This is a genomic window from Klebsiella sp. 10-1 (assembly GCF_009758445.1).
In the GTDB taxonomy this organism is placed as follows: domain Bacteria; phylum Pseudomonadota; class Gammaproteobacteria; order Enterobacterales; family Enterobacteriaceae; genus Klebsiella; species Klebsiella scottii.
The window spans coordinates 1-20,395 of record NZ_WQRE01000012.1 but is presented as its reverse complement, the minus strand read 5'-3'; the positions used below and the strand labels follow the sequence as shown (position 1 = coordinate 20,395).

At 56.1% G+C, this 20,395-nt stretch carries 19 protein-coding genes and 2 tRNA genes; 8 read left to right on the top strand and 13 right to left on the bottom strand.

Features of this window, described 5'->3' with window-relative positions:
* Positions 1 to 341 precede the first annotated feature (341 nt).
* Both rhlB and gppA read left to right on the top strand, forming a co-directional pair.
* Entirely contained in the window at positions 342 to 1,607 is a 1,266-nt protein-coding gene (gene rhlB, locus GO007_RS26470) for an ATP-dependent RNA helicase RhlB (protein ID WP_095105143.1), read from the top strand.
* A gap of 199 nt (positions 1,608 to 1,806) precedes the next feature.
* Positions 1,807 to 3,297 (top strand): guanosine-5'-triphosphate,3'-diphosphate diphosphatase, encoded by a 1,491-nt coding sequence (gene gppA, locus GO007_RS26465; protein WP_189339927.1) that lies wholly within the window; start codon positions 1,807 to 1,809, stop codon positions 3,295 to 3,297.
* A 41-nt stretch (positions 3,298 to 3,338) separates the two neighbouring features.
* Here gppA and rep read toward each other — a convergent pair whose 3' ends face one another.
* Positions 3,339 to 5,360, bottom strand: coding sequence for a DNA helicase Rep (gene rep / locus GO007_RS26460; protein WP_095105139.1), 2,022 nt, complete (start codon positions 5,358 to 5,360; stop codon positions 3,339 to 3,341).
* Between the two features lie 112 nt (positions 5,361 to 5,472).
* Here rep and ppiC (GO007_RS26455) point away from each other — a divergent pair, with 112 nt between their 5' ends.
* Complete coding sequence (gene ppiC, locus GO007_RS26455; RefSeq protein ID WP_095105138.1) at positions 5,473 to 5,754, top strand: peptidylprolyl isomerase PpiC; 282 nt, start codon at positions 5,473 to 5,475, stop codon at positions 5,752 to 5,754.
* Positions 5,755 to 5,804: 50 nt separating this feature from the next.
* Complete coding sequence (gene ppiC / locus GO007_RS26450) at positions 5,805 to 6,086, top strand: peptidylprolyl isomerase PpiC (protein WP_024555327.1); 282 nt, start codon at positions 5,805 to 5,807, stop codon at positions 6,084 to 6,086.
* A 39-nt stretch (positions 6,087 to 6,125) separates the two neighbouring features.
* On the opposite strand, the gene GO007_RS26445 is transcribed toward ppiC (GO007_RS26450), so the two are convergent.
* Positions 6,126 to 6,488, bottom strand: a complete 363-nt coding sequence (locus GO007_RS26445) for a DUF1360 domain-containing protein (RefSeq protein ID WP_095105136.1) — start codon at positions 6,486 to 6,488, stop codon at positions 6,126 to 6,128.
* The gene (locus GO007_RS26440; RefSeq protein WP_095105135.1) at positions 6,485 to 6,925 is read right to left on the bottom strand and encodes an RrF2 family transcriptional regulator; all 441 of its coding nucleotides are present in this window, start codon (positions 6,923 to 6,925) and stop codon (positions 6,485 to 6,487) included. The genes GO007_RS26445 and GO007_RS26440 overlap by 4 nt, the downstream gene beginning before the upstream one ends.
* A 182-nt stretch (positions 6,926 to 7,107) precedes the next feature.
* Here GO007_RS26440 and GO007_RS26435 point away from each other — a divergent pair, with 182 nt between their 5' ends.
* Entirely contained in the window at positions 7,108 to 7,731 is a 624-nt protein-coding gene (locus GO007_RS26435; RefSeq protein WP_223261844.1) for a class I SAM-dependent methyltransferase, read from the top strand.
* Between the two features lie 81 nt (positions 7,732 to 7,812).
* Here the strand turns inward: GO007_RS26435 and ilvC are convergent, their stop codons facing one another.
* Positions 7,813 to 9,288 carry a ketol-acid reductoisomerase gene (gene ilvC, locus GO007_RS26430; protein WP_095105134.1) on the bottom strand — a complete coding sequence of 492 codons (1,476 nt, stop codon included), beginning with the start codon at positions 9,286 to 9,288 and terminating at the stop codon, positions 7,813 to 7,815.
* A gap of 149 nt (positions 9,289 to 9,437) precedes the next feature.
* Between ilvC and ilvY the strand changes: the two genes are divergently transcribed.
* Positions 9,438 to 10,334: an HTH-type transcriptional activator IlvY gene (gene ilvY / locus GO007_RS26425; RefSeq protein ID WP_095105132.1), complete on the top strand. Its 897-nt coding sequence runs from the start codon at positions 9,438 to 9,440 to the stop codon at positions 10,332 to 10,334.
* Here the strand turns inward: ilvY and ilvA are convergent.
* The 6 genes from ilvA to ilvL form a co-directional block, all read right to left on the bottom strand.
* Positions 10,331 to 11,875, bottom strand: a complete 1,545-nt coding sequence (gene ilvA / locus GO007_RS26420) for a threonine ammonia-lyase, biosynthetic (protein ID WP_095105131.1) — start codon at positions 11,873 to 11,875, stop codon at positions 10,331 to 10,333. The two genes, ilvY and ilvA, sit on opposite strands and share 4 nt — an antisense overlap.
* A 2-nt stretch (positions 11,876 to 11,877) precedes the next feature.
* Entirely contained in the window at positions 11,878 to 13,728 is a 1,851-nt protein-coding gene (gene ilvD, locus GO007_RS26415; RefSeq protein WP_095105130.1) for a dihydroxy-acid dehydratase, read from the bottom strand.
* Between the two features lie 57 nt (positions 13,729 to 13,785).
* The gene (locus GO007_RS26410) at positions 13,786 to 14,715 is read right to left on the bottom strand and encodes a branched-chain amino acid transaminase (RefSeq protein WP_041143466.1); all 930 of its coding nucleotides are present in this window, start codon (positions 14,713 to 14,715) and stop codon (positions 13,786 to 13,788) included.
* A gap of 16 nt (positions 14,716 to 14,731) precedes the next feature.
* The gene (ilvM, locus tag GO007_RS26405; RefSeq protein ID WP_041143465.1) at positions 14,732 to 14,989 is read right to left on the bottom strand and encodes an acetolactate synthase 2 small subunit; all 258 of its coding nucleotides are present in this window, start codon (positions 14,987 to 14,989) and stop codon (positions 14,732 to 14,734) included.
* A complete protein-coding gene (ilvG, locus tag GO007_RS26400; RefSeq protein WP_095105128.1) occupies positions 14,986 to 16,632 on the bottom strand; it encodes an acetolactate synthase 2 catalytic subunit in 1,647 nt (548 codons plus the stop codon). Before ilvG ends, ilvM begins: the two co-directional genes overlap by 4 nt.
* 140 nt (positions 16,633 to 16,772) lie before the next feature.
* Positions 16,773 to 16,871 (bottom strand): ilv operon leader peptide, encoded by a 99-nt coding sequence (gene ilvL, locus GO007_RS26395; RefSeq protein ID WP_001311244.1) that lies wholly within the window; start codon positions 16,869 to 16,871, stop codon positions 16,773 to 16,775.
* Between the two features lie 353 nt (positions 16,872 to 17,224).
* Between ilvL and GO007_RS26390 the strand changes: the two genes are divergently transcribed.
* On the top strand, positions 17,225 to 18,745 hold the full coding sequence (locus GO007_RS26390) for a YifB family Mg chelatase-like AAA ATPase (RefSeq protein ID WP_095105127.1): 1,521 nt from the start codon (positions 17,225 to 17,227) through the stop codon (positions 18,743 to 18,745).
* A 23-nt stretch (positions 18,746 to 18,768) separates the two neighbouring features.
* Here GO007_RS26390 and GO007_RS26385 read toward each other — a convergent pair whose 3' ends face one another.
* Entirely contained in the window at positions 18,769 to 19,107 is a 339-nt protein-coding gene (locus GO007_RS26385; RefSeq protein WP_041143462.1) for a MaoP family protein, read from the bottom strand.
* A gap of 118 nt (positions 19,108 to 19,225) precedes the next feature.
* Here GO007_RS26385 and hdfR point away from each other — a divergent pair, with 118 nt between their 5' ends.
* Positions 19,226 to 20,047, top strand: coding sequence for an HTH-type transcriptional regulator HdfR (hdfR, locus tag GO007_RS26380; protein WP_095105126.1), 822 nt, complete (start codon positions 19,226 to 19,228; stop codon positions 20,045 to 20,047).
* Between the two features lie 94 nt (positions 20,048 to 20,141).
* Here the strand turns inward: hdfR and GO007_RS26375 are convergent.
* Both GO007_RS26375 and GO007_RS26370 read right to left on the bottom strand, forming a co-directional pair.
* Positions 20,142 to 20,217: transfer RNA gene (locus GO007_RS26375), tRNA-Trp, on the bottom strand.
* 54 nt (positions 20,218 to 20,271) lie between these two features.
* A tRNA-Asp gene (locus GO007_RS26370) sits at positions 20,272 to 20,348 on the bottom strand.
* Positions 20,349 to 20,395 lie beyond the last annotated feature (47 nt).

Below are 20,395 nucleotides of genomic sequence, written 5' to 3'. Positions count from 1 at the left end.
TTAACTCCACAGGAATAAGCCTGGTGTGCTGGTGTCGCAGACATCAACGACGCGTTGATGCTACGTTATACACGTTACCCTTCAGGATGCCTCTTAAACTGACAGCCTGTGCGACCCGGTCCATCATGGACCTCGCCGTGCAGGAATCAAAGCAAACCGTGTTCTAACCCGTTACCGGTAGATTATTCACCTCCGGTCCGCTTAGTAGTCTAAGCTTTCGAAGATTCATTCGGTTGCCGCAAAGCACCTTCAGTAATTTCGCGTATAGCCAACGAAAGGTTGACGTTATTTCAACGGATACGCTTTCTTAATGCAATAGTTAGCTGATATTCTACCACACTATGAGCAAAACACATTTAACAGAACAGAAGTTTTCCGACTTCGCCCTGCACCCGGCAGTTATCGAAGCCCTTGAAAAAAAAGGCTTTCATAATTGTACGCCCATTCAGGCACTCGCTCTTCCGCTAACGCTGGAAGGTCGTGATGTCGCCGGGCAGGCGCAAACCGGTACCGGTAAAACGATGGCGTTTCTGACGTCAACGTTTCATTATCTTCTCTCTCACCCGGCTATCGCTGACCGCCAGGTCAACCAACCGCGCGCGCTGATCATGGCGCCAACGCGTGAGCTGGCGGTACAGATCCATGCTGACGCAGAACCGCTGGCGCAGGCCACCGGCCTGAAGCTCGGTCTGGCGTACGGCGGCGATGGCTACGATAAGCAGCTGAAAGTGCTGGAGAGCGGCGTCGACATTCTGATCGGTACCACCGGTCGTCTTATCGACTACGCCAAACAAAATCATATCAACCTTGGCGCTATTCAGGTTGTCGTCCTCGACGAAGCCGATCGCATGTACGATCTCGGCTTTATTAAAGATATCCGCTGGTTGTTCCGTCGTATGCCGCAGGCTAACCAGCGCCTGAACATGCTGTTCTCCGCCACTCTTTCCTACCGGGTCCGTGAGCTGGCGTTTGAACAGATGAACAACGCCGAGTACGTTGAAGTAGAACCAGAACAGAAAACGGGTCACCGTATTAAAGAAGAGCTGTTCTATCCTTCCAACGAAGAGAAAATGCGCCTGCTGCAGACGTTGATCGAAGAAGAGTGGCCGGATCGCGCCATTATCTTCGCCAACACCAAGCATCGCTGTGAAGATATCTGGGGCCACCTCGCCGCGGACGGTCATCGCGTAGGCCTGTTGACCGGCGACGTCGCGCAGAAAAAACGCCTGCGTATTCTCGAAGAGTTCACCCGTGGCGATATCGATATTCTGGTGGCAACGGACGTTGCGGCACGCGGTCTGCATATCCCAGCCGTCACGCACGTCTTTAACTTCGACCTGCCGGATGACTGTGAAGACTACGTACACCGCATTGGCCGTACCGGTCGTGCCGGTGCCAGCGGTCACTCCATCAGCCTGGCCTGTGAAGAGTACGCGCTGAACCTTCCGGCTATTGAAACCTATATCGGGCACTCAATTCCGGTAAGCAAGTACAACCCTGATGTGCTGATGACCGATCTGCCGCGGCCGCTGCGCCTGGCGCGTCCACGCACGGGCAACGGCCCGCGCCGTAACGGACCGCCTCGCAACCGCCGTCGTTCAGGTTAACAAAGTATGTCATACACAAAATCATTCGGGATGCATCAAGGCGCCAGGTTAGCGAATCCCGAATGACTTACTTTAGTAAGTGGTTCGGGTGACAAATCTGTGTCTGACGGATTTGAACGCTGCTTGCAGCGGCCCCATCGGGGTGAGTCCCTGGGATGGGCCGAATAAGCACGCTACTTTCGCAGAGGCAATTTGAAGGATGAAGTGTATGAGTTCCACCTCGCTTTATGCAGCTATAGATCTTGGCTCTAATAGCTTTCATATGTTGGTCGTTCGCGAGGTGGCAGGGAGTATTCAGACTCTCAGCCGTATCAAGCGCAAAGTGCGGCTTGCCGCGGGCCTGAATAGCGACAACGCGCTCTCCGCGGAAGCGATGGAGCGCGGCTGGCAGTGCTTACGGCTGTTTGCCGAGCGCCTGCAGGATATCCCTCCGGCACAAATCCGCGTGGTCGCGACCGCGACTCTGCGTCTGGCGGTCAATGCCGATGAGTTTCTGGCCAAGGCCAGAGACATTCTCGGCTGCCCGGTGCAGGTCATTAGCGGCGAGGAGGAAGCACGCCTGATTTACCAGGGCGTTGCGCATACCACCGGCGGTGAAGACCAGCGTCTGGTGGTCGATATCGGCGGGGCCAGTACCGAACTGGTCACCGGAACCGGCGCGCAAACCACCTCTCTTTTCAGCCTGCCAATGGGCTGCGTCACCTGGCTGGAACGCTACTTCGCCGATCGCAACCTCACTAAAGACAACTTCGATCTTGCTGAAAATGCGGCTCGCGAAGTCCTGCGTCCTATCACCGATACGCTGAACTATCATGGCTGGAAAGTATGTGTCGGCGCCTCAGGCACCGTTCAGGCCCTGCAGGAAATCATGATGGCGCAGGGTATGGATGAACGCATTACGCTGGCCAAACTCCAGCAGCTCAAACAGCGGGCGATTCAGTGCGGGCGTCTGGAAGAGCTTGAAATAGAAGGCCTGACCCTCGAGCGAGCGTTAGTTTTCCCCAGCGGTTTAGCCATTCTCATCGCCATATTTAGCGAGCTGAATATTCGCTGCATGACCCTGGCCGGCGGCGCGCTGCGCGAAGGCCTGGTTTACGGCATGCTGCACCTGGCGGTCGATCAGGATATCCGTAGCCGGACGCTGCGTAACATTCAGCGCCGCTTTATGATAGATACCGAGCAGGCCCAGCGCGTCGCCCATCTGGCGGCAGATCTGGTGAGCCAGCTGGATAGCTGCTGGGAGCTGGAGCCGCTTAGCCGCGACCTGCTGCTCAGCGCCTGCGCTCTGCATGAAATTGGCCTGAGCGTTGATTTTAAGTCTGCCCCGCAGCACGCGGCCTATCTGGTGCGTAATCTCGATCTCCCCGGCTTCACGCCGGCGCAGAAAAAGCTGCTCGCCACGCTACTGCTCAACCAAACTAACGCGGTCGATCTCTCTTCGCTTCACCAGCAGAACGCGGTCAAACCTCGGGTTGCGGAGCATTTATGCCGCCTGCTACGCCTGGCTATTCTGTTTGCCAGCCGGCGCCGGGACGATCTGCTGCCGTCCGTCACCCTGACCGCCGAGGATGAAAAGCTAATGCTGAGGCTGCCGGAAGGCTGGTTGGAAAACCATCCGCTAGGCAGTGAAATGGTAGAGCAAGAGTGCCAGTGGCAAAGCTATGTCCACTGGGCCTTAGAAGTCGTCTGATACCGACCCCCGGCAGCACGGCGCTTACCGGGGAGAGCGCGCTACTTTCCTTTCGCCTTTGCCAGCATCGCCCGGATGTTGGCGACATTAGCCTGCCCTTTATGCATACGCTCTTCCGCCGAGATCGCCTTGCGCTCCTGCTCCCAGATAAGATCGTCCTGCGGTAGCTCCAGCAGAAAACGACTTGGCTCCGGACGCACCAGCTCGCCGTACTGGCGGCGTTCTTTACACAGGGTAAACGTCAGCTCTTTCTGCGCACGCGTGATGCCCACGTACGCCAGCCGGCGCTCTTCATCGACGTTATCTTCCTCAATACTGCTCTGATGCGGCAGCAGCCCCTCTTCCATGCCAACCAGATACACGTACGGAAACTCCAGCCCCTTAGAAGCATGCAGGGTCATCAGCTGAACCTGATCCAGCTCCTCATCTGATTCGCCGCGCTCCATCATATCGCGCAGGGTAAAGCGGGTGACCACCTGGGTGAGCGTCATTGGCTCATCGATATCGCTGCCTTCCAGCATCTCGGTCATCCAGCTGAACAGCTGGTTGACGTTTTTCATCCGCATTTCCGCCGCCTTCGGGCCGGGCGACGTTTCATACAGCCAGGATTCATAGTCAATGCCGCGGATCAGATCGCGCACCGCGACAACCGGCTCACTTTCCGCCAGGCGCTGAACGTCGGCCAGCCACTGCGTGAAGCCGGTCAGCGAATCATAGCCGCGCCCGGTCAGCGTCTGGTTGAGGCCCATATCAAAACTGGCGGTAAACAAGCTTTTATTGCGGGTCATCGCCCACTCGCCGAGCTTTTGCAGCGTTGCCGGGCCAATCTCACGCCTCGGCGTATTGACGATACGCAGAAACGCGCTGTCATCGTCCGGGTTGGTCAACACCCGCAGGTAGGCCAGCAGGTCTTTGATCTCCGGGCGGGAGAAAAATGAGGTGCCGCCTGAAATTTTGTACGGGATGCGGTTTTGCATCAGCATTTTTTCAAAAACCCGCGACTGATGGTTGCCGCGATAGAGGATCGCATAATCCTTATACTGCGTTTTATTGATAAAATGGTGGGCAATCAGTTCCCCGGTTACCCGCTCCGCTTCATGCTCTTCATTGTTGGCGGAGAGGACTTTCAGCTCAACGCCGTAGCCCAGCTCGGAAAAGAGGCGCTTCTCAAACACGTGCGGGTTGTTGGCGATCAGAATATTTGCCGCTTTCAGTATCCGTCCGGAAGAGCGGTAGTTCTGTTCAAGTTTGATAACCTGCAGCGCCGGGAAATCCTGGCTCAGCAGGACCAGGTTCTGCGGCCGTGCCCCGCGCCATGAATAGATTGACTGATCGTCATCCCCCACCACCGTAAAGCGCGCCCGCTGCCCCACTAACAGTTTCACCAGCTCATACTGGCTGGTGTTGGTATCCTGATACTCATCCACCAGCAGGTAGCGGATCTTGTTCTGCCAGCGTTCGCGGACCTCTTCATTACGCTGCAGCAGCAGCGTCGGCAGAAGGATCAGATCGTCGAAGTCCAGCACGTTGCAGGCTTTCATATGCGCATCATACAGCCCATAGCAGTGGGCAAAGATCCGATCCCGCTCGCCCTGCGCGCTTGCCGCCGCCTGCGCCGGGGTGCGCAGATCGTTTTTCCAGTTGGAGATCGTCGAGATCAGCAGCTGAAGCACCACCTTATCATCTTCGATCAACCCTTCGGTCAGATCCTTGAGCAAACCGACCTGGTCGGTATCGTCGAACAGGGAAAAGTTGGATTTCATCCCCAGCGCGGCATATTCGCGCTTAATAATGTCCAGCCCCAACGTATGGAAGGTGGAAATCATCAGGCCGCGCGCTTCTTTGCGTCCCAGCGTTTGCCCGACGCGCTCTTTCATTTCGCGCGCCGCTTTGTTGGTAAAGGTCACCGCCGCGATATGACGTGCCTGATAGCCGCAGACGCGGATCAGATGCGCGATTTTATTGGTGATGACACGGGTCTTACCGGAACCGGCGCCCGCCAGCACCAGGCACGGTCCGGTAACGAATTCGACGGCTTGTTGTTGGCCAGGGTTTAAACGCATGGGAGTCTTGCTCAATCTTCGAACGGGGTGAGGATTGTAGCAGAAAGCCGGAAGGAGATTTACCGGCTAATGGTAAAGTGTTGGCCACACCCGTCATCCTGAGAGCGAAACTATGGCAAAGTCCGCAGCGGCCCTGCACATCCTGGTCAAAGAAGAGAAGCTGGCGCAGGAGATCCTCGCCAAACTGGAACGCGGCGTCAGCTTCGATCACCTGGCGAAGCGTTATTCACGCTGCCCCTCCGGGCGCAACGGCGGCGATTTAGGTGAGTTCAAACAGGGCGCGATGGTTGGGCCGTTTGATAGCGCAGTCTTCACCTGCCCGTTGCTAAAACCCTACGGCCCGGTCAAAACGCGCTTTGGCTACCACATCATTAAGGTGCTGTATCGCCGCTAACGCATGCTAATATTGCGCCCTGATTCATCGCAACCTATCAAGGCACAATCATGGCTAAAACAGCGGCAGCAATGCACATCCTGGTGAAAGAAGAGAAGCTGGCACTCGACCTGCTGGAACAAATTAAAAACGGCGGCGATTTCGAAAAGCTGGCGAAGAAACACTCCACCTGCCCGTCAGGTAAGAAAGGCGGTCATCTGGGCGAATTCCGCCAGGGTCAGATGGTGCCGGCGTTTGATAAAGTCGTCTTCTCCTGCCCGGTGCTGGAGCCGACCGGTCCGCTGCACACCCAGTTCGGTTACCACATCATTAAAGTGCTGTACCGTAACTAAGGTATTAAAAAGCCTCTCTGGCGCAGAGAGGCTTTTTTCTTATTTCGCCTGCAGCGTTTTTTGTGCCTCATGCTTCATGACATGCATGCTGATAGCCGCCTGGAATACCTTAAACATCAGTCCGTTAATCAGCGTCGCGAAGGTGATGGTGATAAACGCCGTCATCACCCAGTCAATCAGTGCAAAGCCGCTGTTCAACAGCGCCGGCCGATACACCGCCATCCCGCCAAAGACCACCCAGTGGCTTAAGCAGTAGAAGCACTGAAACAGATGCCCCACCAGCGCATTCTTTTTTGCCGTCCACTCGCGGAACGCGGCAAACAGCTCCGTCTGCGTCACCGTCATCGAAATACTGCTGGCCGCCAGGGCAATCATCAGGCAGGTCGTTAAGGTAGCAATCATGAGTTATGGCCTTTGTCGTTGAAGTAGCTGATAAATTCGCTGCCGATATCGTGTAGGGTCAGGCTTTTAAAACGATCGAGGATCAGCGTTTGCGCATCAGCAAGCGTTGCCGACATCACCCGGTTCACCCCCTGTTCCACCAGGCATTGTGGGTTCTCGCTGCGGTTGCCCAGCGCAAACAGCGCCGGTTCACCTAACGCCATGTAGATATCGTAAAGCGTAATCTCTGTCACCGGCCGACATAGCCGCCAGCCGCCGTGGTGCCCCTTAGTGGCACAGACAATGTTTTTTTCCCTGAGGCCGGCAAGCAGCTTGCGGATGAACGCCGGATTACCATCAATAAAGGCGGCCATCTGCTCCGACGTCAGGGGCTTATCCATCTGCTCCAGGTGCAGCAGGATGTGCAGCGTTGCTGAGAATGAGTTATTTGTTTTCATGTAACTTACGATATTACATAAACGATATGCCGCGCAATTACCCAAAGGGGACAAATCCAAAAAAATCAATCAACACAATGATAATTAAACGAATTTATATTTTCATCTCACATTATTGACCAAAATAAATCTTATGTTACTTTTAATATTACATGATATTTTCCGTTAACGATGAGGTGAACATGCACAATCAGGAACAGACGCCGGAACGGTTTTGGGAATCGCATTACGATGCAATGTCTTCTCTCTCCAGCGGTATCCCAGGCAAAATTCTGGTGCGCTTTACCGAAGAATTAGCGCCAGGAAAAGCGCTGGAGCTAGGCTGCGGGCGCGGGGACGATAGCGTCTGGCTGGCGAAAAAAGGCTGGCAGGTCACCGCCGTGGATTTATCCTCGCGGGCGCTGGAATACGCCGCCGGCAACGCCGAACGATCTGCGGTGAGCGATCGTATTACCTTCACCCGATACGATCTGAGCGACGGTTTTCCTGCAGGCGAGTTCGATCTGATTGTGGCCTCTTTTCTGGAATCGCCGCTAACCTTCGATCGGCATAACATCTTCCGCGCCGCATTTGCCCACGTTGCTCCAGGAGGCATGCTGCTAATTACCTCGCACGCCAAACCGCCGTCGTGGTCAAAGCATGCCGATCGCCCGTTCCAGTCGGCAAAAGACGCAGTCGCATCCCTTGGGCCGCTGCCTGAAGGTTGGGAGATTATTTTCTGCGACGATGTTTCACGCATGATGCGCGGGCCGGAGGGCGAGCAGGGAGAGGTATCGGATTCGGTTATTGCGTTAAGGCGTAAATAAACAGGCCCGGTAGCGCTTATGCTTACCGGGCCTGAAGGATTTCCTGGTCGATGCGGCCTGCGGGCCGCAAGAAGACGGGAATTAACCTGCTACAGCGATACGTTTCATATCCGTCATGTAGCCGCGCAGCTTGTGGCCGACGCTTTCAATCGCGTGGCTGCGAATCGCTTCGTTCACATCGCGCAGCTGAGCATTATCTACGGCACCTTCGGCAATCGCCTTGCCCAGATCGCCGGTCTGCAGCGTGGTCATGAACTCTTTCAGCAGCGGTACGCAGGCATAGGAGAACAGGTAGTTGCCGTACTCGGCGGTATCGGAGATAACCACGTTCATTTCATACAGGCGCTTACGAGCGATGGTGTTGGCAATCAGCGGCAGCTCGTGCAGCGACTCATAGTATGCGGACTCTTCGATAATGCCGGATGCAACCATGGTTTCAAACGCCAGCTCAACGCCCGCTTTCACCATCGCAATCATCAGAACGCCTTTGTCGAAGTACTCCTGCTCGCCAATTTTACCTTCAAACTGCGCAGCGGTTTCGAACGCGGTTGCGCCGGTCTCTTCACGCCAGGTCAGCAGTTTCTTATCGTCATTAGCCCAGTCAGCCATCATGCCGGAGGAGAACTCGCCGGAGATGATGTCATCCATATGCTTCTGGAACAGCGGCGCCATGATCTCTTTCAGCTGCTCTGACAGCGCGTAAGCGCGCAGTTTTGCCGGGTTGGACAGACGATCCATCATCAGGGTGATGCCGCCCTGCTTCAGCGCTTCGGTGATGGTTTCCCAGCCGAACTGAATCAGTTTTTCTGCGTATGCCGGGTCGGTACCTTCCGCCACCAGCTTATCGAAGCACAGCAGGGAACCCGCCTGCAGCATGCCGCAGAGGATGGTCTGCTCGCCCATCAGGTCAGATTTTACTTCCGCCACGAAGGAGGATTCCAGCACGCCCGCACGGTGACCGCCGGTCGCCGCTGCCCATGCTTTCGCGATGGCCATACCTTCGCCTTTCGGGTCGTTTTCCGGGTGAACAGCGATCAGCGTTGGTACGCCAAAACCGCGTTTGTACTCTTCGCGAACTTCGGTACCCGGGCACTTCGGCGCCACCATCACTACGGTGATGTCTTTACGAACCTGCTCGCCGACTTCAACGATGTTAAAACCGTGGGAGTAGCCCAGCGCCGCGCCGTCTTTCATCAGCGGCTGTACTGAACGAACAACGTCAGAGTGCTGTTTGTCCGGCGTCAGGTTAACCACCAGATCGGCCTGCGGGATCAGATCTTCATAGGTGCCGACTTTAAAGCCGTTTTCGGTCGCTTTACGCCAGGAAGCGCGCTTTTCTGCAATCGCTTCTTTACGCAGGGCGTAGGAGATATCCAGGCCAGAGTCGCGCATGTTCAGGCCCTGGTTCAGACCCTGAGCGCCGCAGCCGACAATGACCACTTTTTTACCCTGAAGGTAGCTCGCGCCATCGGCGAATTCATCGCGCGCCATAAAGCGACATTTGCCCAGCTGTGCCAGCTGCTGACGCAGATTCAGTGTATTAAAGTAGTTAGCCATGGTGATACTCCGTGATGTTGCGTGTCTTATTGTTCGGTTCGCTTTTGCGAGAATGAACTTACTATATGACAGGAAATACATTGCGGAAATTGATATATTCACAACGTAACGTTGCAATATCTGCAATGTAAAGTCGTGGAGTGCGGCCCGTGGATTTACGCGATCTGAAAACCTTCCTGCATCTGGCTGAAAGCCGTCATTTTGGCCGCAGCGCGCGGGCTATGCACGTTAGCCCCTCGACCCTTTCACGGCAGATCCAGCGTCTGGAAGAGGACCTCGGCCAGCCGCTGTTCGTGCGCGATAACCGCACCGTTACGCTAACCGAAGCGGGGGAAGAACTGCGCCTTTTCGCCCAGCAGACCCTGCTGCAGTATCAGCAGCTGCGCCACGCTATCGATCAACAGGGGCCATCGCTCTCCGGCGAGCTGCATATCTTCTGTTCCGTCACCGCAGCCTATAGCCATCTCCCGCCGATCCTCGATCGCTTTCGCGCCGCCCATCCTTCGGTAGAGATCAAGCTCTCGACCGGCGATGCCGCCGACGCGATGGAGAAGGTCGTCACCGGCGAGGCAGACCTGGCCATTGCCGGGAAACCGGAAACGCTGCCCGGTTCGGTAGCCTTCTCGATGCTGGAAAATCTGGCGGTGGTCCTGATCGCCCCGGCCTTAGCCTGCCCGGTGCGTAACCAGGTCACTCTGGAACAGCCCGACTGGTCGACCGTGCCGTTTATCATGGCCGATCAGGGGCCCGTGCGTCGGCGCATTGAACTGTGGTTTCGGCGGCATAAAATCAGCAATCCGTCGATTTATGCCACCGTGGGCGGCCACGAGGCGATGGTTTCCATGGTCGCCCTCGGCTGCGGCGTCGCGCTCCTGCCTGAGGTGGTGCTGGAGAACAGCCCGGAACCGGTGCGTAACCGCGTGATGATTTTAGAGCGCAGCGATGAGAAAACGCCTTTTGAGCTCGGCGTGTGCGCACAAAAAAAGCGGCTGTATGAGCCGCTTATCGATGCATTCTGGTCGATTTTGCCCAACCCGGGCCACTAGCCCGCGAGGAAAAAGCGGAATGCCGGATTATGAGTTTCGTCGTGGCAGTCGTAGCCCAGCTCATGCAGTCGGGTTTCAAAATCCGGCTCATGATCGCCCAGCTCAAAGCCCGCCAGTACCCGTCCATAGTCGGTACCATGGCTACGGTAGTGGAACAGAGAGATGTTCCAGTGGGTGCCCAGAGTATGCAGGAACTTAAGCAACGCCCCCGGTGATTCCGGGAACTCGAAGCTAAACAGGCGTTCCTGCAGCGGCTTCGACGGACGGCCGCCGACCATGTAGCGCACGTGGAGTTTGGCCATTTCATCATCGGAGAGATCGACGACGCTATAACCCCCCTCGTGCAGCAGGTCCAGAATCTCTTTGCGTTCTTCCAGGCCGCGGCTCAGGCGAACGCCGACAAAAATGCAGGCATCTTTGGCGTCCGCAAAGCGATAGTTAAACTCAGTGACCGAGCGGCCGCCCAGCAGCTGGCAGAACTTCAGGAAGCTGCCCTTCTCTTCCGGGATCGTCACCGCCAGCAGCGCCTCGCGCTGCTCCCCTAGCTCACAGCGTTCGGAAACGTAGCGCAGGCCGTGGAAATTAACGTTCGCTCCGGACAAGACGTGCGCCAGCCGTTCGCCGCGAATATTGTGCTGCGCGATATATTTTTTCATGCCCGCCAGCGCCAGCGCGCCGGAAGGCTCAGCCACTGCGCGAACGTCTTCAAACAGGTCTTTCATCGCCGCACAGATGGCGTCGCTATCGACGGTGATAATATCGTCGAGATACTCCTGGCAAACGCGGAAAGTCTCATCGCCGATGCGCTTCACCGCGACGCCTTCAGCAAACAGCCCAACGCGCGGCAGGTCCACAGGATGACCGGCTTCCAGCGCCGCCTTCAGGCAGGCTGAATCTTCGGCCTCAACCGCAATCACTTTGATCTGCGGCATCAGCTGCTTGATCAGCACCGCCACGCCCGCAGCCAGACCGCCGCCGCCCACCGGCACGAAAACGCGGTCAAGATGGGCGTCCTGCTGCAGTAATTCGAGCGCCAGCGTGCCCTGGCCGGCAATGACCATCGGATGATCGAACGGCGGGACCCAGGTGAAATTCTGCTGCTGCGCCAGCTCAATGGCTTTCGCTTTCGCTTCATCAAAATTAGCGCCGTGCAGCAGCACTTCGCCGCCAAAGCCGCGCACGGCATCAACCTTGATGTCAGCCGTTGCGGTAGGCATAACAATCAGCGCCTTAACGCCAAGGCGCGAGGCGGAAAACGCCACGCCCTGGGCATGGTTGCCCGCGGAAGCGGTGATCACGCCGCGCGCTTTTTGCGCTTCATTCAGCCCCGCCATCATCGCGTAAGCCCCGCGGAGCTTGAAGCTATGGACCGGCTGCCGATCTTCCCGCTTCACGAGGATGACGTTATCCAGCCGCGAAGAGATTTTTTCCATTTTTTGCAGCGGCGTAATCTGCGCTGCTTCATAGACCGGCGCGCGCAGCACCGCTCTGAGATACTCCGCCCCCTCAGGGGCGGCGGACAGGGGTTGTGACTCGGCCATGATTAACCCCCAAGTTTCGATTTATCGCGTACCGCGCCTTTATCAGCGCTCGTTGCCAGGCTGGCGTACGCACGAAGAGCGAAGGAAACCTGACGCTCACGCGCTTTCGGCGTCCAGGCTTTATCACCCCGGGCTTCCTGCGCTTCACGGCGTGCGGCAATTTCGGCGTCGCTCAGCTGCAGCTGAATACCGCGGTTCGGGATATCAATGGCGATGGTATCGCCGTCTTCGATGATGGCGATATTGCCGCCGCTCGCCGCTTCTGGTGAAACGTGCCCAATCGACAGACCGGAAGTGCCGCCGGAGAAGCGACCGTCGGTGATCAGCGCACAGGCTTTACCGAGGCCCATTGATTTCAGGAACGTCGTCGGATAGAGCATTTCCTGCATGCCAGGACCGCCTTTCGGCCCTTCGTAGCGAATAACCACGACATCGCCCGCGACAACTTTACCGCCGAGGATGGCTTCTACCGCATCATCCTGGCTTTCATACACTTTTGCCGGGCCGGTAAACTTCAGGATGCTGTCATCAACGCCTGCGGTTTTTACGATACAGCCGTTTTCAGCAAAATTGCCGTACAGCACGGCAAGGCCACCGTCTTTGCTGTAGGCATGTTCCAGCGAACGAATACAGCCTTCCGCGCGATCGTCGTCCAGCGTATCCCAGCGGCAATCCTGCGAGAACGCCTGGGTGGTACGGATACCCGCCGGGCCGGCGCGGAACATCGCTTTCACCGCGTCGTCCTGGGTCAGCATCACATCGTAGCGATCGAGCGTTTGCGGCAGGGTCAGGCCGAGGATGTTTTTCACCTCGCGGTTCAGCAGACCGGCGCGATCCAGCTCGCCGAGGATCCCCAGCACGCCGCCGGCGCGGTGAACGTCTTCCATATGATATTTCTGCGTACTCGGCGCCACTTTGCACAGCTGCGGCACTTTGCGCGACAGCTTATCGATATCGCTCATGGTGAAGTCGATTTCCGCTTCCTGCGCCGCTGCCAGCAGGTGCAGAACGGTATTCGTGGAGCCGCCCATGGCGATATCCAGGGTCATGGCGTTTTCAAACGCCGCTTTGCTGGCGATGTTACGCGGCAGCGCGGAGGCATCATCCTGCTCGTAATAGCGTTTGGTCAGCTCGACAATCCGTTTCCCGGCGTTGAGGAACAGCTGTTTACGATCGGCGTGAGTGGCCAGCAGGGAGCCGTTACCCGGCTGCGACAGGCCCAGCGCTTCGGTCAGGCAGTTCATCGAGTTGGCGGTAAACATCCCGGAACAGGAGCCGCAGGTCGGACAGGCGGAACGCTCAACCTGCTCGCTCTGTTCGTCAGAAACCTTCGGGTCCGCGCCCTGAATCATCGCATCGACCAGATCGAGCTTAATGATTTTGTCAGAAAGCTTGGTTTTACCCGCTTCCATCGGGCCGCCGGAGACAAAGATCACCGGAATATTCAGGCGCAGAGAGGCCATCAGCATCCCTGGGGTGATTTTGTCGCAGTTGGAAATGCAGACCATGGCATCAGCACAGTGTGCGTTGACCATGTACTCTACCGAGTCGGCGATCAGCTCGCGGGATGGCAGTGAATAAAGCATACCCCCGTGACCCATGGCGATCCCGTCATCCACCGCGATGGTGTTGAACTCTTTAGCAACGCCGCCCGAGGCTTCAATTTGCTCGGCGACCAGCTTACCCAGATCGCGCAGGTGTACGTGACCCGGTACGAATTGGGTAAAGGAGTTCACAACGGCGATAATCGGTTTACCGAAATCAGCGTCTGTCATCCCGGTTGCGCGCCACAGCGCGCGGGCACCCGCCATATTACGGCCATGAGTGGTGGTGGCGGAACGGTACTTAGGCATGCTTTTACTCCCAGTTTCTGTTAAATGGGGCGCTGCGTGTCGCCCCACTTTTTATACTTATTGGTTAACTTGATCCAACCAGCCCCATTTATCCTCGGTTTCACCGGTGAAGAGGCCAAAGAATGCTTGCTGAATACGCTTAGTCACCGGGCCACAGCGGCCTTCGCCAACCTGAATGCCGTCAACGCTACGCACCGGCGTAATTTCTGCTGCAGTACCGGACATGAAGACTTCGTCCGCCAGGTACAGGGATTCGCGCGACAGTACCTGCTCGCGAACTTCGATATTCAGATCTTTTGCCAGCTTAATGATGGCGTCGCGCGTGATGCCCGGCAGCGCGGAAGAGGTAAACGGCGGGGTAAAGAGCACGCCATCTTTCACTTCAAACAGGTTCTCACCGGCGCCTTCAGAAATGTAGCCGTTAACGTCCAGCGCGATGCCTTCCTGGTAACCGTGTCGACGCGCTTCGCTGCCGACCAGCAGAGAGGAAAGGTAGTTGCCGCCGGCTTTCGCTGCGGTCGGGATCGTATTCGGCGCGACGCGGTTCCAGGAAGAAACCATTGCATCGATCCCCTGATCCAGCGCTTCGGCGCCAAGATAGGCTCCCCATGGGAACGCCGCGATGATCACGTCAGTGGTATACCCTTCTGGCGGGTTGACGCCCATGCCCACGTCACCGACAAAGACCAGCGGACGAATATAGGCGCTGGTCAGGCCGTTTTTACGAATGACTTCACGACAGGCTTCCATCAGCTCATCAACGCTCTGCGAAACCGGGAAACGGTAGATTTTGGCTGAATCATGCAAACGCTGCATATGTTCACGATGACGGAACACCACCGGTCCTTTGTGCGAGTCATAGCAGCGGATGCCTTCAAAAACGGAAGTACCGTAATGCAGCGCATGCGACATAACGTGGACCTTAGCTTCTCCCCAAGGAACCATCTCGCCGTTGAACCAAATGTAATCAGCTTTTTTCGTCGTCATTTTTCTTCCCTTGCGCCTATGCGCGGATTTGTTGTGATGTGGGTTGCTGGATTTCGACGCAGGCAACGTCCACCAGTTTGCTTAATTGACTAAACAGTAATTCGACGGGCCGCTGGCTGGCAACGGTCAATTCGATATTTATATTGCGGGTATCCGCGGCGGTCTCCATATTCATAGCGCAAATCTGAAAGCCACGATGGCGCACCACGCGCAGCACGCGCTCTAAGGTTTCCGGGTTGGAGCGGGCCTGCAAAGCGACCTGATGTTGCATCATGATAATTTCTCCAGCATTTCTGAGTTACTGGCGCCGGGCGGCACCAACGGCCAGACATTCTCAAGCTCATCGATTGAGACATGAAGCAGGTATGGCCCCTGGCTCGAAAGCATGGTGTCGAGAGCCGCTTCAACCTGGTCTTTACGGGTGATATGTTGGCCAGGAATGCCGAAGGCGCTGGCCAAAGTGACAAAATCGGGGTTATCGGTCAGGATCGTTTCGCTATAACGCTCCTGGAAAAACAGCTGCTGCCACTGACGAACCATTCCTAAGCGCTGATTATCCAGCAGCAGGATCTTCAGCGGCAGCTGCTTGCGTTTTACGGTGCCCAGCTCCTGAACATTCATCATGAAGGAGCCGTCACCGGAGATACAGATTACCGTATCGTTCGGGCGCGCGACCTGAGCGCCTACCGCCGCCGGCAGACCGAAGCCCATCGTACCTAAGCCGCTGGAGGTAATGAAATTCTCCGGACGGGTGTAGGTCATATGCTGTGCTGACCACATCTGATGCTGGCCCACGTCGGTGGTCACCACGCTTTCAGGCGGTTTGCGATCGGAAAGCTGCTTGAGCAACAGCGGGGCGTAGATACTTTCGCCCGGGTAGTCATAGCGCCATGCATGCTCGGCGCGCAGCTCCGCGTTGCGCTGACGCCAGGCGTCAATGGCCAGCGGCTGCTGCAGGGCCGGCAGCAGCGTATTGAGATCGCCGGTCAGGGCAATATGCGCCTGACGCAGCTTGTTCAGCTCCGCCGGATCGATATCCATATGGATAACTTTGGCATGCGGAGCAAAAGTATTCAGCTTACCGGTCACGCGGTCGTCAAAACGCGCGCCTATCGCAATCAGCAGATCGCACTCCTGTACCGCCAGGTTAGCCGCCTTAGTCCCGTGCATGCCCAGCATCCCCAGGTAATAGGCGTATTCTGCATCAACCGCGCCCAGCCCCTTCAGCGTGCAGGTCGCTGGCATTTGCGTGACCGCAATAAACTCACGCAGGGCGGGAACAGCCTGCGCCATACCGACGCCGCCGCCGATGTACAGCATCGGCTTTTGCGACTGAGCCAGCATCTGCAGCGCTTGCTCAACCTCGGCATAAGGGAAGGCTACGTCATCAGCGACCGTGGAAAAATAGGGGTCGAACTCGCCGGTCGCCAGCTGAATATCTTTCGGAATATCGACCAGCACCGGACCTGGACGGCCAGAGTTCGCGACCAGGAACGCTTCAGCAATGACCCGCGGCAGCTCTTCCAGCGACTGCACCAGGAAGCTATGTTTGGTGCAGGCCAATGATAAGCCCAGCACGTCGATTTCCTGAAAAGCATCGGTGCCGATAAGCGGTGCCGCTACCTGGCCGGTAATCGCGACAACGGGAATAGAATCCAGCAGGGCATCCGCCAGGCCGGTGATCAGGTTAGTCGCGCCAGGGCCGGAAGTCGCGATGCAAACGCCCGTTTTACCGGTTGCCCGCGCATAGCCGATGGCCGCCATTGCTGCCCCCTGCTCGTGACGGCACAACAGGTGTTCCACGCCGCCGTCATACAACGCATCGTAAACCGGCATAATCGCGCCACCCGGATAGCCGAAAACCGTATCGACTCCCTGTGTCCGCAAAGCATGTACCACCCACTGCGCGCCATTCATAGTTACTTCCCCGCTATAGATCGGCAGAAACAGAATTTTATGCTGATATTCATTCTCTGCTCCCCGCTTATCATTTTTAAGTTATAAAAAAACCCCCGGACCTTTCGGTGCGGGGGTCTTAGTTCGTTAAGGCTTGATTTCTATGCCTTTCCTCGTCCAAGTGCTGCCCCGCACGGTGGGATAATAATCACCACCACGCTAATCACGACCAGGCTAATCACTCGTAGAAGGGCTGTCATTTTATGTACTTTCTGGCTTCTTGTTCGAAGGAATACCTAAAGAGGTACCACAGACATCACATTAAATACAAGATTTTTTTATGGTTCGTTTTCTGATCACGCTAACAATTTCCAGTAAAACAATTGTTTTTAATGAGAAAAATATAAAGTGAAGATATTTCAATTTATCGCGTTGCCCTATGGCTTTTTACCCCCCACCGTCTTGCCCTGGCGGCAACCTGCGAGCCGGATTCAATAACGAAAAGTATGTAACGATCTGCGGTGAATTATTCGGAACGTGGAGCGTAAAATGCAGTTCCTGCGGATGACTAATGGCGATGTTGCCGACATGATGCCCACACTCAGGAGGCACTATGTCACTCGCTATTGTCTACACGCGGGCCGCTCTCGGTATCAGCGCCCCGCTTATTACTATTGAGGTTCATATCAGCAGCGGCCTTCCAGGTCTGACTATGGTCGGGCTACCGGAAACAACCGTCAGGGAGGCTCGTGACCGGGTACGCAGCGCAATAATTAACAGTGGCTACACCTTTCCGGCGAAAAAAATCACCATTAACCTCGCGCCTGCCGATTTGCCAAAAGAAGGAGGACGGTACGATTTACCTATCGCTCTCGCGCTTCTGGTCGCCTCCGAACAGCTGGAGGCTCCCGGACTGAATCAATACGAGTTTATCGGCGAGCTCGCGCTTACAGGAGCCCTACGCGGCGTTCCCGGCGCTATCTCCAGCGCAATGGAGGCCATCAGGGCCGGACGGCAGATTATTGTTGCCGAAGATAACGCGGCCGAAGTGGGGCTTATTGGCGGCAGCGACTGCCTTGTCGCCGGACACCTGCAGGAGGTCTGTGCCTTTGTGGCGGGACAGCATCCGCTCCCTCCTCCCGTGGCAGCAGCAGAAGAGGCGCAGGAAACACGCCATGATTTACGTGACGTCATTGGCCAGCAGCAGGGCAAGCGCGCGCTGGAAATCGTCGCTGCCGGCGGGCATAACCTGCTGTTAATCGGTCCCCCAGGAACAGGGAAAACGATGCTTGCCAGCCGGTTGCCTGGATTACTGCCTCCATTAACCAATCAGGAGGCGCTTGAAAGCGCTGCGATTCTCAGTCTGGTGAGTACCAATTACGCGACCACCCGATGGCGCCACAGGCCGTTTCGCGCGCCGCATCACAGCGCCTCGGTCGCGGCAATGGTCGGCGGTGGCGCCATACCCGCGCCCGGCGAGATCTCGCTGGCCCATAATGGGGTGCTGTTTCTTGACGAGCTGCCGGAGTTTGAACGCAGGGTGCTGGATGCCCTGCGCGAGCCAATTGAGTCTGGAAAGATTCATATTTCTCGCACCCGAGCAAAAATTGACTATCCGGCGCATTTCCAGCTGATTGCCGCCATGAATCCCAGCCCGACCGGACATTATCAGGGTCATCACAATCGCGCCTCTCCCGAGCAGACGCTGCGCTATCTGGGGCGGCTGTCCGGCCCCTTCCTTGACCGCTTCGATCTCTCTTTGGAAATACCGCTGCCGCCGCCCGGAGTACTCAGCCAGCAAGGTGGTGGTGGAGAGGACAGCGCGACGGTCCGCCGAAGGGTTCTTGCCGCGCGTGAGAGGCAGCTGGAGCGACAGAACAAGCTCAACGCTGATTTAGATAATAGTGAGATGAAAACCTGGTGTCCGTTGAATAAGAACGACGCCATCTGGCTTGAACAGACCCTGACGCAGCTGGGACTCTCTATACGGGCCTGGCAACGGTTGCTTAAGGTGGCGAGGACTATCGCGGATATAAAACACGAGCCGCGCATTGAACGCCATCATCTGCAGGAGGCGCTAGGCTATCGGGCGATAGACCGGATGTTGAACCACCTGCAGAAACTTATGGCATAAAAAAAGGGCTTTCGCCCTTTTTCTTAATCATCGCTTTCAGTGTAATCTTCAGCGCCTTCTACCTGCGGTTTACCGCCGGAGAGCGTATGGAAACGCTTAGGTCGCTTAATACGCGCCATGTATTTAATCCACACGCGCTCCACTTCTGTTACCGGCTCACGCTCACCGCGGCATACCGAAACAAACTGTTTTTCATCTTCAGTGACAGGTTCGCGTTTACCCAGTTCCAGTTCGTTAAAGGCATAACCATGCTGTTCCAGCAGTTGCGCCTCTTTGATGGTGAAATCACCATGACGGGAGAACCCGCGCGGATAATTTTTATTATCGAAAAAACGATTAGTCGTCATAAAGCTTTCCGCCATCCTACACGCTCCTGATTCTTTGGCCGAGCTATTTATGGCGCGGAGTATTAGTTACGCTTGACAGAGTGTAAAACAAAAGATTTAAATCATTACGACAAATAATTTTGCGGAGAAGAGTGTGGATACGGAATTGCTCAAAACTTTCCTTGAGGTGAGCAGAACTCGCCACTTTGGGCGAGCAGCGGAGGCGCTTTACCTGACGCAGTCAGCAGTTAGCTTTCGTATTCGCCAGCTGGAAAATCAGCTTGGCGTTAACCTTTTTACCCGTCATCGCAACAATATCCGTTTGACCCCAGCCGGAGAGAAGTTGCTACCCTATGCTGAAACCCTGATGAATACCTGGCAGGCCGCGCGTAAAGAGGTTGCCAACTCCTCCCGACACAATGAGTTTTCGATTGGTGGCAGCGCATCTCTTTGGGAGTGCATGCTTAATGGATGGCTGGGGAAACTGTACAGGGAGCCCTATAACCTGCAGTTCGAGGCCCGTATTGCCCAGCGTCAGTCGCTCGTCAAGCAGTTGCATGAACGACAGCTTGATCTGCTGATCACGACAGAATCGCCGAAGATGGATGAGTTAAGCAGCCAGTTGCTCGGTAATTTCACCCTAACCCTTTATTGCGCTGCGCCGGTTAAAAACAAAAACGAATTGAACTACCTGCGCCTGGAATGGGGGCCGGATTTTCAGCAAAATGAAGTCGGATTGATTGGTAGTGATGACGTACCTTTGCTCACCACCAGTTCCGCTGAACTGGCGTACCAGCAGCTCGCCCCTCTCAATGGCTGTACGTGGCTACCAACGCACTGGGCAAAGGGTAAAAACGCTCTTCACGCGGTAACGGATGGCACCACGCTTTCGCGCCCGCTGTACGCCATCTGGCTACAAAACAGTGATAAACAGGCGCAGATCCGTGAGATTCTGAAAACCAGCATCCTGGAATAAGCGCACCTCTCCAGGGACGGAGGGTGTTGAGAGATCGTCACGATAGGGAATTTCAGGCAAAAAAAATCCTTTGCCGAAGCAAAGGATCATTATATGGCAGGGGCGGAGAGACTCGAACTCGCGACACCCGGTTTTGGAGACCGGTGCTCTACCAACTGAGCTACGCCCCTAAATACTGCTTATTATTAAGCCTGCTAGTTAAGCAGGCTTAATTTTCTAATAAGTGGCGGAACGGACGGGACTCGAACCCGCGACCCCCTGCGTGACAGGCAGGTATTCTAACCGACTGAACTACCGCTCCACCGAATTTCTCTACAACTACCGGTTTATTGCCCCGGTTTACTGCTA

Coding starts and splice junctions, on each gene's coding strand:
- rhlB (WP_095105143.1), top strand. CDS start 342: ATGAGCAAAACACATTTAACAGAACAGAAGTTTTCCGACTTCGCCCTG.
- gppA (WP_189339927.1), top strand. CDS start 1,807: ATGAAGTGTATGAGTTCCACCTCGCTTTATGCAGCTATAGATCTTGGC.
- rep (WP_095105139.1), bottom strand. CDS start 5,360: ATGCGTTTAAACCCTGGCCAACAACAAGCCGTCGAATTCGTTACCGGA.
- ppiC (WP_095105138.1), top strand. CDS start 5,473: ATGGCAAAGTCCGCAGCGGCCCTGCACATCCTGGTCAAAGAAGAGAAG.
- ppiC (WP_024555327.1), top strand. CDS start 5,805: ATGGCTAAAACAGCGGCAGCAATGCACATCCTGGTGAAAGAAGAGAAG.
- GO007_RS26445 (WP_095105136.1), bottom strand. CDS start 6,488: ATGATTGCTACCTTAACGACCTGCCTGATGATTGCCCTGGCGGCCAGC.
- GO007_RS26440 (WP_095105135.1), bottom strand. CDS start 6,925: ATGAAAACAAATAACTCATTCTCAGCAACGCTGCACATCCTGCTGCAC.
- GO007_RS26435 (WP_223261844.1), top strand. CDS start 7,108: ATGCACAATCAGGAACAGACGCCGGAACGGTTTTGGGAATCGCATTAC.
- ilvC (WP_095105134.1), bottom strand. CDS start 9,288: ATGGCTAACTACTTTAATACACTGAATCTGCGTCAGCAGCTGGCACAG.
- ilvA (WP_095105131.1), bottom strand. CDS start 11,875: ATGGCCGAGTCACAACCCCTGTCCGCCGCCCCTGAGGGGGCGGAGTAT.
- ilvD (WP_095105130.1), bottom strand. CDS start 13,728: ATGCCTAAGTACCGTTCCGCCACCACCACTCATGGCCGTAATATGGCG.
- GO007_RS26410 (WP_041143466.1), bottom strand. CDS start 14,715: ATGACGACGAAAAAAGCTGATTACATTTGGTTCAACGGCGAGATGGTT.
- ilvM (WP_041143465.1), bottom strand. CDS start 14,989: ATGATGCAACATCAGGTCGCTTTGCAGGCCCGCTCCAACCCGGAAACC.
- ilvG (WP_095105128.1), bottom strand. CDS start 16,632: ATGAATGGCGCGCAGTGGGTGGTACATGCTTTGCGGACACAGGGAGTC.
- ilvL (WP_001311244.1), bottom strand. CDS start 16,871: ATGACAGCCCTTCTACGAGTGATTAGCCTGGTCGTGATTAGCGTGGTG.
- GO007_RS26390 (WP_095105127.1), top strand. CDS start 17,225: ATGTCACTCGCTATTGTCTACACGCGGGCCGCTCTCGGTATCAGCGCC.
- GO007_RS26385 (WP_041143462.1), bottom strand. CDS start 19,107: ATGGCGGAAAGCTTTATGACGACTAATCGTTTTTTCGATAATAAAAAT.